The organism is Rickettsia senegalensis, from assembly GCF_056135685.1.
The window spans coordinates 1,089,056-1,102,697 of sequence record NZ_JBVYTQ010000001.1 but is presented as its reverse complement, the minus strand read 5'-3'; the positions used below and the strand labels follow the sequence as shown (position 1 = coordinate 1,102,697).

The window sequence follows — 13,642 nt, the reverse complement described above, 5'->3', positions numbered from 1 at the left end:
GACGCGGCAATCTCATGAAATAATGATAAGCTTCTGAGATTGCTTCGTCGAATTACTTTGTAATTCTTCTCGCAATGACGGTGTTCGGGTATCCACGCAATTCGGCTCTATTTAAAAGGAGCATATACCGACTCTCCTTCTGTTTCTATAATCGCTTCTTTAGGAGTTTTTATACATTCTTGTAAGGATTTCTTACCTAAATACGGTGCTAGATTATAATTTAATATATAACATTGTAAATTACCTTTCTTACCACTAAAATTAAATTCAATTTTATTGCCTTGCTCTAATAGCTTTTTAATCTCTATCGTTTGCCGAATAAAATTCTTTTGTTCTAAGCTTAAGTGTTTGATTCTTAATATATTTTTTACTACGGAAAACGCAGAAACAGCAAGAAGCAGAAAGAATATAAATAATTCTTTATTACTTTGCTTATTTAAGAAAATACTATTTTTAACATATGAAGCTGCAATCATTCCGATAGCTATAATATAACATCCAAGATATCTCAGTAACGATGCTCCTCTAATTGCCTCTTCATAACTAAAGTTAAAGAAATATAAATATAACCGCCACAAAGCAAAAATTATAAAACATACAAAAATACTTATCAGGAAAAATTTATATTCTTTCAGCAAATCTGGTTTATATTTACGAATTCCGTACCATGCAGCTATACAAATAGTATATACAACTAAACTTCCTTCTTTTACTAAGAATAACAAGAGAAATTTACCGTAATTTAGTAATAACGCTCTATGCTGTTCATTAAAATTCTCAACAATATATATTAAATTGCTAAAACTATGTTCGCCTCTGTCAAAAAAATCATGAGTATTTTTAAAATAACTCATCCAAATAAAATTACACAAAATTGGTGAGGTAAGTAGTATCAGATATACAATATAATCACTTGATTTTTTAGGTTTCTTATAGAAAATTGTATAATGAGCTATAAGAATTATCGAAGCAAAACTTGCAAACCATGTTCCAATTTCTCGGAAAAGTGCAAGTAATATCGTGATAGGTAAAATAAGCAATAATGCCTTTTTCTTGTCTTCCTCAAGTATATAAATCGTAAAAATAGCTCCGAACATCAAGCCGATAGTACTATCGTTATATATTGAGCGAATTCCGGTTGTGTATAATACTACACTGCAAAATAAAAGTGAAAACAACATTCCGGTTTGCCAGAGCTTCTTATTTGCGACTAAGGGAGCTAGAAATGCTAAATGTAATAAGAAATGAGCAAATAATACGTTACCGTCCGAATAACCTGAAAGTGAAAGCATAAAGTAGTGATAAACGGCAGCACCTCTTGGATAATGTGCATGAGTAGTAATAATTGAAGTTAACGAGTTTTGGCTTTCAAAAACACCGAAATATAGCAATTCCTTAGTAAATATCCCCCAGTGTGAAAAATCATCATAAGCATGCAGCGATGCTTCTCTTGTATAAAGAAAAAATAAAAGAATCAATAAAGTAAATACGATGATTTCAATTATATTTTTTTTTGATTCCTGCTTCCGCAGGAATGACATAAAGGGCGAAGATGATATGAAAGCTAAAAATATACCGACGAAATAACTTACATAGGTTGCAGCCGGTAATAGCTTTAACATAGCAAAGCAATATAAAATCGATACTAATATGCTGATTGTTATAGGAATAGCAAAGGTCAATCTTGTTTTGAAATATTCGGCAAAAAAAGACGAAAAGCCAAAAAGGCTTAATATCGGTATTATGATCATATATTTTTAAAAATTAGCTAGGTTATTCACGAGGTCTATTCTACCCAACAAATATAAAAATGTAAATTATAATGGACTGAGAAATCAAGACAAAAAATAATCAAATTCGTTTCCTATTTTTATTATATTGTTAAGCAGCTAATTGATAATAATTTTGCGTATAATTCAGATAAACATCCATAGGTTTTTTGTAACCAATACCCGAATGAAATCTTTGATAATTATACTTATACAGATAATTATCAATACCTATCCTCAGTTCTTTAATATTTTTAAAATCATTAATAAATATACAGTTATATTTTATAGTCCTAAAAAATCTCTCTATTACGATATTATCAATACTTCGACCTTTTCCATTCATTGAGATTTGAATATTATTATCTTTTAGTATCTGTATATGGTCATGACTAGTATATTGACTACCCTGATCACTATTAAATATCTTTGGAGCATTATATTTATTAAGGGCATCCTTCAAGACATCAGTAACAAGAGTTGCATCCATAGAATTGGATAATTTATAACTTAATATAGCTTTGCTATGCCAGTCTATAATAGCCGCCATATACATAAAGCCATCATGAGTTCTAATGTAAGTAATGTCACCACTCCAAACCTCATTGACATTAGGTACATGTACTGTTTTTGTTGTTCTAGATTTAGTCCAATATTGATCAAGTAAATAACTGTATACTTTATGCTCATTATCCTTTACAGAAGTAGACTTTCTCTTATGAGGATAAATGGCTTCTATTCCCATCATCCTCATATATTTTAATACTCGATCTCTGCCAATTGAAAAACCATCCTCTAATAACTGATGATAAATATAACGATAACCAAATTCGGGATTATCTGTATATATTTCATCTATTCTATTTAAGATACTTAATTTATCTACACTAAGCGGTTTAACTTTATAATATGTTGTAGAGCGACTAATATCTAGCAACTCACATTGTCTTGTCTTTGGTAGTTGATCTAGCTTGGACTGGACAAGACTCTTTCTATTTGATAAGTCCAAGCTTTTTAGCTTTCCCACAGCCCAGTCCCTCTCCACCGTAGCTTTCCCAAGAGCTTTAGCTAGTTCATCATTTTGTTCTTTGAGATCACTAATTTGTTCTTGATATTCACTCAAAACTTTAGCTGGCTCAAAAGCTAGAGCTGCATTAGCAACAAACTGCTTTTTCCAATTCTGAATTGTCTTGGAGCTTATCTCATATTTTGATGCTAATTGACTTAAGGTAGCATCCTCTTTTATTAATTCTAATACTACCTTAGTCTTTTCTTCACTACTGAAAATCCTAACCTTATTTTTCTTCATCTTTCCTCCTAAGTTTTACCTATTTATTGTAACTTATTTCGGAAACTTGAGTACTATTTTTTCTGTCCTGTTTTCTCAGTCCATTATATTGCATGCACTCCTTATAGAAATATCTTTTTCTCCAGATATTATTTTAGCCATCTCCCGCCTTTGAGATGGCTTCCTAACTTTTTTTTCAAGTACTTCCTTTAATATATCAGCTCTTAGCCTTTCCTCAGCATACATCTTTTTAAGCCGTGCATTTTCCGATTCTAACTCCTTTAATTTAGTAATCATCGGTAAAGCCATACCACCATACTTTGATCTCCATTTATAAAATGTCGCTGATGGTATTTTGTGCTCTCTCAGTATAGACGCTACAGGCATCCCACCGCTCGCTTGCTTTAAGATAGACATGATTTGGCTATCACTGTGCTTTGATATTGTCATTTATAGAATCTCCTCCTTTGTTTCTAGAAAATTCTACTCCTTTTGTCGATTGTTTTTGGGGGGGTTACCTATGCAGTAATTGATTCTAAGCTAAAGCTTGAAAAAACAACATTCGATATATTTACTAACGCTTTAAAAAAAGGTGTTGTTTATAGAAGCGAAGGTGAAAACGGAATAAAACTCCTTGATGATAAAATAGAATTAAAAATTGATCAAGATACCAGGTTATATCCTAGTAAAGGATATCGAAACGGTGATAAACATCTAATCATATTTGATAACGAGGGTAATCATAATGCTGTTAAAGACGCTGATGGGTATACACTAATAGAGGTAGGCGATGCTAGCGATCTTATAGGTGAGTCATCAACATTTGAAATGCCGGTTTAGGGATTGAGGGACGTTGTTCTTGCAGGATTCAGTTTTTTCGTCATTGCGAGGAAGATTACGAAGTAACTAACGAAGCAATCGCAGCAGGATATCTGACGAGATTGCCGCACGTTCGAAGACCGCACGCAATGACGATGTAGAAGTCAAGATTTAATCTTACAGACATTATAAAAATTATATCTGAATGTCTGATAAGTTATGACTGTCAGATGAGTATTCAAGATATAAGATTTCGTTATTCTTTTCAACAGCTAACTTTTTACTATCCATAAAAGTCTGCATAGGTGTTTTTCCATAGCAATATTTACCGGAATGCGGTCTTTCATTATTATAATATTCTAGCCAAATATCAAGATCTAGTTGTAGATCATCAAGATCAGTATAGATCTTTTTACGCATAGCAGTATCAAAGAATTCTTGTTTCATAGTTTTATTAAAACGTTCACACATACCATTTGTTTGAGGAGAATATGCTTTAGTAGTAGTATGCTCAATACCCTCAATGCTTAAGAACAATTCAAAAGCATGATGTTCTATATTACCTTTATACTCACCACCTCTATCAGTTAAAATACGAAGTACTGGTATTTGCTGACTCTCATACCATGGTAACACTCTATCATTAAGCATGTCAGCAGCGGTAAGTGCTGTTTTATCAGTATATAGTTTAGCCTCTGCAACCCGAGTGTAACTATCAATAAACACTTGAGAATATACCTTGCCTATGCCTTTAAAATTACCTACATAATATGTGTCTTGGCATCCTAGATAACCTGGATGCTGTGTATCAATCTCACCATGAGCTTCTTTCTCGCTACGCCGTTTCTCTAATACTTGTAACTGAGCTTCGGTAAGAACAATACCATCCTGAGCCATTTTGGCTTCTAATGCTTTAAGTCTTTTATTGATATTATTTAAATCATTACGTAGCCAAATAGATCTAACTCCTCCAGGTGATACAAGAATACCAGTCTTTTTAAGCTCATTTGATACTCGCAGCTGACCATAAGCGGGGTATTCTATTGCCATATCTAATACTGCTCTCTCTACGGCAGGATCAACTCTATTCGCTATAATTGGCTTCTTCCGACTAATCTCATATAATGCTTCTTCTCCTCCTGTTTCATATAACTCTTTAAACCTATAATAACTGTCTCTACTGTAACCCATAGCTTTATATGCTGACGATATACTACCAAGACTCCTAGCTAATTCTAGTAATCCTATTTTTGGCTTTATTATTTTTTGATTTAGATTCATCTCTAATCCTCCATTTAATATTATCTTAATTTTACTAAATGTGAGATTAAATCTCAACTATTACAAGTTATATATTATCACCCGTGTTTAATCTTAGCTTGTGCTGCGGCGATTCTTGCTATAGGAATGCGGTATGGAGAGCAAGAAACATAGTTTAAATTCATTTTATGAAAAAACTCTATAGATGCAGGGTTTCCTGCATGCTCTCCACAAGCACCTAACTTTAAATTAGGATTACTACTTTTTCCTCGTTTTATAGCAAGTTCAATTAATTCTCCCACTCCTTCTTCATCGAGAGTAGTAAACGGATCAGATTCAAAAATCTTTTCTTCTAAGTAATATGGGAGGAAAGATGCAATATCATCTCTAGAAATTCCATATGTAGTTTGGGTTAAATCATTAGTCCCAAAACTAAAATAGTCAACTTCCTTAGCTATTTTCTTACTGCTGAGTGCTGCCCTTGGTAGTTCTATCATAGTACCAAGTGTAAAAGAAAATTTATATCTATAACGTTGCTCTAATTCCTCTATTACCTCATAAATATCCATTTTAAGCTTTTTTATTTCACCTACATTGCTAATTAAAGGAATCATTAGTTCTAAATTACATTCTATATGTTCTTTTTTATGTAGCTCAAAAATAGCCGTAAAAATTGCTTCAATTTGCATTTGGTAAATTTCCGGTGAACATATACCAAGTCTACATCCACGGTGACCAAGCATAGGATTTACTTCGTGCATAGCATGAAGACGTTGATTAATCATGGATAACGGTAGATTTAAGCTATTTGCCAAATTCTTTTTATCTTCTTCAGTAGTAGGTAAAAACTCATGTAACGGCGGATCAAGTAATCTAATATTTACCGGTTTGTCTTTCATTACTCTAAATAAAGCTTTAAAATCCTCAGTTTGCAAAGGTAATAATTTCTGCACGGCAAGCTTTCTACGTTCTATATCAGGAGCAATAATCATTTCCCTTACTAAAGGAATTTTATTTTTATCAAAAAACATATGTTCGCTACGACACAAACCTATACCTTGAGCCCCAAATTTTATAGATACTAAAGCATCGTTAACTGTTTCGGCATTTGCACGAACTTTTAAGCTACTAATCTCGTCTGCCCAATCTAAAATTAATTTTGATTCCTCACTGAAAGTAGGTTGAATTAACGGCATTTCACCTAAGAAGATTTTGCCGCTACCTCCGTCAATCGTTATAATATCACCTTGTTTAATAACTATGTCCCCTGCTGTTAATATTTGCTTTTTCTCATCTATAGATAAATTATTTGTACCGCAAACACAAGGCTTCCCCATACCTCTTGCCACAACTGCGGCATGTGAAGTCATTCCCCCTCTAATAGTTAAAATACCTGAAGAAACATGCATTCCATTAATATCCTCAGGACTAGTATCATGGCGTACTAAAATTACTTTATGATGATGAGATAATTTTTCGGCATCATAAGGTGAGAATGCCGCAATACCTGTTGCAGCCCCAGGAGAAGCAGGTAGCCCCTCAGCAATAGAAGTAAGCCCCTTACTGTAATCAATTCTTGTATGTAATAATTGATTTAATGATTCCGGATCGATTCGCATTAAGGCTTGTTCTTTAGAAATAAGATTCTCTTCTACCATTTGTACGGCAATATTAATAGCAGCGATGGCTGTTCTTTTTGCAGTACGTGTTTGTAAGATATATAGCTTATTATTTTCTATAGTGAATTCTATATCCTGCATATCTAAGTAATGTTCTTCAAGCTTTTTCGCAATTTGTGATAATTCCTTAAACACTTTCGGCATCATTGCTTGCATAGAATTTGAATCATTTGCAATAATAGGCATAGGTGTCCTAGTTCCCGATACTATGTCTTCACCTTGAGCATTTATTAAAAACTCTCCAAAGAGCTTTTTTTCTCCTGTAGAAGGTGATCTAGTAAAAGCAACTCCCGTAGCTGAAGTTTTACCTAAATTACCGAAAACCATTGCTTGGATATTAATAGCCGTACCGAAACCTTTCGAAATATTATTGATTTTTCTATATATAACCGCTCTATTACTCATCCAAGAATGTAGCACCGCTTTAATTGCAGATTCTAACTGTTCATAAGGATCATTAATTAGTTGCTTAATATACTTAATATGCAACCGTTTGAAATCATCAATAATTTTTTCTAATAATTCTACGGTAATATCGCTATCTTTATGAATATCGGCTTGAATCTTGTGCTTTTCGTAAATTTGTTCAAATAGATCACTAGGTATAGATAATACCGTTGAACCATACATTTCTAGAAATCTTTTGTAACTATCAAGAGCAAATCGTTTATCACCACAGGAATCCGCAAGAGCATTGCACACTTCGTTATTCATTCCAAGATTAAGGATAGTATCCATCATTCCAGGCATTGAAACCGTAGAACCCGAACGCACAGATAATAATAGGGGCTTGCTTGTACTACCGAAAATTTTACCGGTAGTTATTTCAAGTTCGGTGATAGCTTTTTTTAAGTCGTTTTGAAAATTTTTAGGAAAGTTATTATTGTGGGTATAAAAGTAATTACATAGCTCCGTAGTTATTGTAAAACCATCAGGAATAGGTAGTTTTAGATTAGACATTTCAGCAAGACCGGCACCTTTATTACCAAGTACATTCTTCATGCTAGCGTTTCCATCACTACCATTACTGCCAAAATAATAAATTAATTTTTTCATATCATATATCAAAATTTGCTAACAATTTATGTGTTTAGAAGCATTAAATACATATTTATACAGTATGAAAAAAATAGTAGCAATGTTAAATTAAGAATATCTTTAATAAAATAGTTGAAATTTTAAATTTGTTAATAAATTTGTTATTATACTTATTAATTTAATTATATTCTGTGTACAAAAGTCAAATTTTCAAAAAAATCTTATTAATTTTTGCTAAAAAATATCTCAAGATAGTAAATCAATTAGAAACTTTCACAGAACTTAATAAGTTAATTGAACTTTTTCTAAATGTTATTGACTAATTTAAGAAAATTGACCATAATTCTAAACGGTCGTGCAGTTGCGTGATGATATAATCACGAGGAAAGTCCGGACTCTATAGAGGTATGGTGCCGGTTAACATCCGGCAGAGTATTATTACTTTAGGGAAAGTACCACAGAAAATATACCGCCGAATATGAATACGAAAATCAACTTCAAAAAGAGCAAGGAGTTCACAAGACGAGGAACGGAGCGTATACTTAATACGTGAGTACCGTAGTACTTGTAGAACGACGTAGCCAATTTTTGAAGTTCTATCTTAGTATATTCGGTAAGGGTGAAAAGGTACGGTAAGAGCGTACCGGTAAGTTGGTAACAAATTACGCATGGTAAACCCCACCAAGAGCAAGATCAAATAGGCGTTACAGAACTTATCAAGTTCCCGGGTTATCTCTAGCCGGCTTGTAATGCGGGTAGATCGCTTGAGGTAAACGGTAACGTTTATCCTAGATAAATAACTGCAATGAATTTATATTCATACAGAATCCGGCTTATAGACCTTATTGTTATCCCGTGGCTTGGCTGCTGTTGCCCGTATGGCTCAAAAAGCATTCTATGTCATTTCCGCGTGGGATTGTCTGCGTGGATACCGATGTCATTCCTGCGAAAGCAGGAATCCAGCATAAAGCGAGATAAATCGAGCTTTTAATTTTAAAAATTTGCTGTATTTATACTTTTTTCTGGATTTCCGTTTTTAGCTAGGAATGACAAAAGAGCATTTACCGATCCACGCAACAATGCTACCTGGGAATGACATAAATGTGTGATGCAACAACCTCTGTCAAACCATTAGATGACCTAGAACTTACTATGACACAAATTTAATGAAAAAGTTATATCATTATCCTATTTGTCCTCTTTCAAGACAAGCCCGTGTCTTCTTAAAAGAATTAGATATAGAATTTACTACGATTAAAGAAGATTATTGGCAATTTAATAAAGATTTCTTAAAAATAAATCCTGCCGGAACATTGCCTATTTTAGAAGAATCATACGGCTTATTTGTGGTAGGTATTTATCCTTTTGTTGAATATCTTAATAGCAAATATCCGAATTTTAATTTTTTAGATGAAGATATTGATATTTGTTGCGAAATTAGACGATTATTCTTTTGGTTTAACGATAAATTTTATCGTGAAGTTACTAAGATTATTATCGATGAAAAAGTTATAAGATCAATTGCTAAAATGAGCAGCCCAAGAACCGAATTTTTACGTGCTGCAAAAAATAATTTGAATTATCATTTAGAATATATAACTTCTTTATTAGAAAAAAGAAGTTATCTTGTATTGGATTCGCTAACTATTGCCGATATTGCCGCAAGCTGTCACTTATCGGTACTCGATTATTTCGGCGAGATTTATTGGGATAAATGGACGCTTATCAAACATTGGTATTCACTAATTAAATCAAGACCGGCTTTTAGGTTACTATTACAAGATAGAATCCCTGGCTTTACCCCTCCTAGCTATTATGCGGATTTAGATTTTTGAATATGTAGAAGTCAAGATTTAATCTTACAGACATTATAAAAATTATATCTGAATGTCTGATAAGTTATGACTGTCAGATGAGTATTCAAGATATAAGATTTCGTTATTCTTTTCAACAGCTAACTTTTTACTATCCATAAAAGTCTGCATAGGTGTTTTTCCATAGCAATATTTACCGGAATGCGGTCTTTCATTATTATAATATTCTAGCCAAATATCAAGATCTAGTTGTAGATCATCAAGATCAGTATAGATCTTTTTACGCATAGCAGTATCAAAGAATTCTTGTTTCATAGTTTTATTAAAACGTTCACACATACCATTTGTTTGAGGAGAATATGCTTTAGTAGTAGTATGCTCAATACCCTCAATGCTTAAGAACAATTCAAAAGCATGATGTTCTATATTACCTTTATACTCACCACCTCTATCAGTTAAAATACGAAGTACTGGTATTTGCTGACTCTCATACCATGGTAACACTCTATCATTAAGCATGTCAGCAGCGGTAAGTGCTGTTTTATCAGTATATAGTTTAGCCTCTGCAACCCGAGTGTAACTATCAATAAACACTTGAGAATATACCTTGCCTATGCCTTTAAAATTACCTACATAATATGTGTCTTGGCATCCTAGATAACCTGGATGCTGTGTATCAATCTCACCATGAGCTTCTTTCTCGCTACGCCGTTTCTCTAATACTTGTAACTGAGCTTCGGTAAGAACAATACCATCCTGAGCCATTTTGGCTTCTAATGCTTTAAGTCTTTTATTGATATTATTTAAATCATTACGTAGCCAAATAGGTCTAACTCCTCCAGGTGATACAAGAATACCAGTCTTTTTAAGCTCATTTGATACTCGCAGCTGACCATAAGCGGGGTATTCTATTGCCATATCTAATACTGCTCTCTCTACGGCAGGATCAACTCTATTCGCTATAATTGGCTTCTTCCGACTAATCTCATATAATGCTTCTTCTCCTCCTGTTTCATATAACTCTTTAAACCTATAATAACTGTCTCTACTGTAACCCATAGCTTTATATGCTGACGATATACTACCAAGACTCCTAGCTAATTCTAGTAATCCTATTTTTGGCTTTATTATTTTTTGATTTAGATTCATCTCTAATCCTCCATTTAATATTATCTTAATTTTACTAAATGTAAGATTAAATCTCAACTATTACACTTCATAAACTCTACTTCTAGAGGTAATTTGTGCGTCAATCCGCTGCTCGCATCCTCACGTACTTCTATGTACGCTGCGGTGCTGTGCTGCGTGTTTCCTACAAATTCCTCTCTATAAGCGAGTTTATGAAGAAGTCTAATATATAATTTAATAATTTGATTCTTTCCGTATCATGAGCTTTTAGTATTTTACGAATATTATCAAGAGATTGATTTTTTATGAGTGCAGGCTCATATTCAAGATGAACTCCACTTAAAATAGCTGTCCCGTCACCGCAAACACATTTTATTATTGCAGGTTTATTATCTTCATAACTTGCTATTATTTCAGTGTAATAGTTGAGATTTAATCTTACATTTAGTAAAATTAAGATAATATTAAATGGAGGATTAGAGATGAATCTAAATCAAAAAATAATAAAGCCAAAAATAGGATTACTAGAATTAGCTAGGAGTCTTGGTAGTATATCGTCAGCATATAAAGCTATGGGTTACAGTAGAGACAGTTATTATAGGTTTAAAGAGTTATATGAAACAGGAGGAGAAGAAGCATTATATGAGATTAGTCGGAAGAAGCCAATTATAGCGAATAGAGTTGATCCTGCCGTAGAGAGAGCAGTATTAGATATGGCAATAGAATACCCCGCTTATGGTCAGCTGCGAGTATCAAATGAGCTTAAAAAGACTGGTATTCTTGTATCACCTGGAGGAGTTAGATCTATTTGGCTACGTAATGATTTAAATAATATCAATAAAAGACTTAAAGCATTAGAAGCCAAAATGGCTCAGGATGGTATTGTTCTTACCGAAGCTCAGTTACAAGTATTAGAGAAACGGCGTAGCGAGAAAGAAGCTCATGGTGAGATTGATACACAGCATCCAGGTTATCTAGGATGCCAAGACACATATTATGTAGGTAATTTTAAAGGCATAGGCAAGGTATATTCTCAAGTGTTTATTGATAGTTACACTCGGGTTGCAGAGGCTAAACTATATACTGATAAAACAGCACTTACCGCTGCTGACATGCTTAATGATAGAGTGTTACCATGGTATGAGAGTCAGCAAATACCAGTACTTCGTATTTTAACTGATAGAGGTGGTGAGTATAAAGGTAATATAGAACATCATGCTTTTGAATTGTTCTTAAGCATTGAGGGTATTGAGCATACTACTACTAAAGCATATTCTCCTCAAACAAATGGTATGTGTGAACGTTTTAATAAAACTATGAAACAAGAATTCTTTGATACTGCTATGCGTAAAAAGATCTATACTGATCTTGATGATCTACAACTAGATCTTGATATTTGGCTAGAATATTATAATAATGAAAGACCGCATTCCGGTAAATATTGCTATGGAAAAACACCTATGCAGACTTTTATGGATAGTAAAAAGTTAGCTGTTGAAAAGAATAACGAAATCTTATATCTTGAATACTCATCTGACAGTCATAACTTATCAGACATTCAGATATAATTTTTATAATGTCTGTAAGATTAAATCTTGACTTCTACAATTTTCAGTATCTTTAGTATTTTCTGCATCAACAAAATATCCACCACCATTATAAAAAGCATAACTATCCTTAATATTTAAATTAAGTGTTGGATTTATTTTTAGGTAAGCGGCTCTTGCTCCTTTATTTGAATTATAGTAGTAAGGAGCAAGCAATGGTCCTCTAACCGTTCCATTGAAAATCTTTAATTCTCTTTCACCTATAACTTCTATATTTGTTCCTTTAGCAAATTCTAAATAATTGCCGCTATAATAACTACCGGCACATATTCCAAGAAAATTACCGCCATTTTTTAAATAATTTTTTATATTATTATTTCCTTTGCCTTGCAATTTGTGTACATAGTATAAATCTCTTCCACCGAGTAAAATAAGTAATAAGGTGTTTTGAACCCACTTTCCGCCTATAATGTCTTGTGCAGTAATATAATCTACCTCATACTTTGGAGCATAAAGTTTTAAGTTATGCACGCAATGCTTAATACTTTCTTTTGAAACTCCTAAATCATTATAAATTTTTATTTTCATTTTTATATTATTGACAAGAACATTATATAATTCTATTTAGTGTAATTACTTAAAAATAAATTATGAGGTAATTTTATGCAACTTAATTCAGTCTCGCTACCGTTAACCAAAAGGCAAGCAATAGAAATAGTTTTAGGAGTGGCATTACTTACTATTTGTTCACAAATATTAATACCTATGAAGCCTATATTTATTTCATTGCAAACCGTTGCAGTGATGTTCATCGGACTTACATATAATAAGACTACAGCACCTTTAACTATACTCTCTTACATAACTCTTGGAGCAATGGGAATCCCTGTGTTTGGAGAGTTTTCGAGCGGGTTACGAATATTATTCGGTCCTACCGCAGGATATCTAGCGGGTTTCATAGTTGCCGTATATATTATGGCTAGCTTAAAAGATAAAATTTTTATTTCTAATAAATTGTTAAATCAGATATCTTTATGTTTGATCGGTAATATAATTATTATGAGTTTAGGCTGGTTATGGTTATCCAAATTTTTAGGATTAAAAGAAGCATTTCATAGCGGAGTACTCTTTTTCATTATACCGGGTATAATTAAATCGGTATTATTAGTAGGGCTAGTTAACATAGTAAAACCACAAACTCGATGAACTTCAAAATTTGACTGTAGTGAAATACAAGTATAGTGTAGATTATAATATAATATGTTATAATCTATATTATCAATATTGTTGTGCAGGTATA

At 32.9% G+C, this 13,642-nt stretch carries 10 protein-coding genes, 1 other RNA gene and 3 pseudogenes; 5 read left to right on the top strand and 9 right to left on the bottom strand.

The genetic code is table 11. The features are described 5' to 3' along the window. Positions 1 to 107: 107 nt before the first annotated feature. The 3 genes and pseudogenes from AC0ODJ_RS06085 to AC0ODJ_RS06075 form a co-directional block, all read right to left on the bottom strand. Entirely contained in the window at positions 108 to 1,751 is a 1,644-nt protein-coding gene (locus AC0ODJ_RS06085) for a hypothetical protein (protein ID WP_474465378.1), read from the bottom strand. A gap of 130 nt (positions 1,752 to 1,881) precedes the next feature. Then, complete coding sequence (locus AC0ODJ_RS06080) at positions 1,882 to 3,078, bottom strand: IS3 family transposase (RefSeq protein WP_474464651.1); 1,197 nt, start codon at positions 3,076 to 3,078, stop codon at positions 1,882 to 1,884. A 90-nt stretch (positions 3,079 to 3,168) separates the two neighbouring features. Then, positions 3,169 to 3,507: pseudogene (locus tag AC0ODJ_RS06075) on the bottom strand (transposase); the annotation flags it as partial. Between the two features lie 42 nt (positions 3,508 to 3,549). Here AC0ODJ_RS06075 and AC0ODJ_RS06070 point away from each other — a divergent pair. After that, complete coding sequence (locus AC0ODJ_RS06070; protein WP_474465376.1) at positions 3,550 to 3,897, top strand: hypothetical protein; 348 nt, start codon at positions 3,550 to 3,552, stop codon at positions 3,895 to 3,897. A 174-nt stretch (positions 3,898 to 4,071) separates the two neighbouring features. Here AC0ODJ_RS06070 and AC0ODJ_RS06065 read toward each other — a convergent pair whose 3' ends face one another. Further along, positions 4,072 to 5,157 (bottom strand): IS481 family transposase, encoded by a 1,086-nt coding sequence (locus tag AC0ODJ_RS06065; protein ID WP_121834048.1) that lies wholly within the window; start codon positions 5,155 to 5,157, stop codon positions 4,072 to 4,074. Positions 5,158 to 5,234: 77 nt separating this feature from the next. Further along, entirely contained in the window at positions 5,235 to 7,871 is a 2,637-nt protein-coding gene (gene ppdK, locus AC0ODJ_RS06060) for a pyruvate, phosphate dikinase (protein WP_218460425.1), read from the bottom strand. A 327-nt stretch (positions 7,872 to 8,198) separates the two neighbouring features. On the opposite strand from ppdK, the gene rnpB reads away from it, so the two are divergent. After that, positions 8,199 to 8,705: RNase P RNA component class A (gene rnpB / locus AC0ODJ_RS06055), an RNA gene on the top strand. A 314-nt stretch (positions 8,706 to 9,019) separates the two neighbouring features. Further along, positions 9,020 to 9,688 carry a glutathione S-transferase family protein gene (locus tag AC0ODJ_RS06050; RefSeq protein ID WP_474465373.1) on the top strand — a complete coding sequence of 223 codons (669 nt, stop codon included), beginning with the start codon at positions 9,020 to 9,022 and terminating at the stop codon, positions 9,686 to 9,688. A gap of 42 nt (positions 9,689 to 9,730) precedes the next feature. Here the strand turns inward: AC0ODJ_RS06050 and AC0ODJ_RS06045 are convergent, their stop codons facing one another. From AC0ODJ_RS06045 to AC0ODJ_RS06035, 3 genes and pseudogenes are all read right to left on the bottom strand, one after another. Further along, complete coding sequence (locus tag AC0ODJ_RS06045; RefSeq protein WP_474465598.1) at positions 9,731 to 10,816, bottom strand: IS481 family transposase; 1,086 nt, start codon at positions 10,814 to 10,816, stop codon at positions 9,731 to 9,733. A gap of 56 nt (positions 10,817 to 10,872) precedes the next feature. After that, a pseudogene (locus AC0ODJ_RS06040) lies at positions 10,873 to 11,037 on the bottom strand (palindromic element RPE1 domain-containing protein); the annotation flags it as partial. Next, positions 10,980 to 11,171 (bottom strand): BPL-N domain-containing protein, encoded by a 192-nt coding sequence (locus AC0ODJ_RS06035; RefSeq protein ID WP_474465802.1) that lies wholly within the window; start codon positions 11,169 to 11,171, stop codon positions 10,980 to 10,982. The gene AC0ODJ_RS06035 and the pseudogene AC0ODJ_RS06040, both read right to left, overlap by 58 nt. Positions 11,172 to 11,277: 106 nt before the next feature. On the opposite strand from AC0ODJ_RS06035, the gene AC0ODJ_RS06030 reads away from it, so the two are divergent. Next, positions 11,278 to 12,363 carry an IS481 family transposase gene (locus AC0ODJ_RS06030; protein WP_121834048.1) on the top strand — a complete coding sequence of 362 codons (1,086 nt, stop codon included), beginning with the start codon at positions 11,278 to 11,280 and terminating at the stop codon, positions 12,361 to 12,363. A gap of 42 nt (positions 12,364 to 12,405) precedes the next feature. On the opposite strand, the pseudogene AC0ODJ_RS06025 reads toward AC0ODJ_RS06030, so the two are convergent. Next, positions 12,406 to 12,930 (bottom strand): annotated as a pseudogene (locus tag AC0ODJ_RS06025) (BPL-N domain-containing protein); the annotation flags it as partial. Positions 12,931 to 13,005: 75 nt separating this feature from the next. Between AC0ODJ_RS06025 and AC0ODJ_RS06020 the strand changes: the two are divergent. Beyond that, complete coding sequence (locus AC0ODJ_RS06020) at positions 13,006 to 13,548, top strand: biotin transporter BioY (protein WP_218460473.1); 543 nt, start codon at positions 13,006 to 13,008, stop codon at positions 13,546 to 13,548. Positions 13,549 to 13,642: the final 94 nt, after the last annotated feature.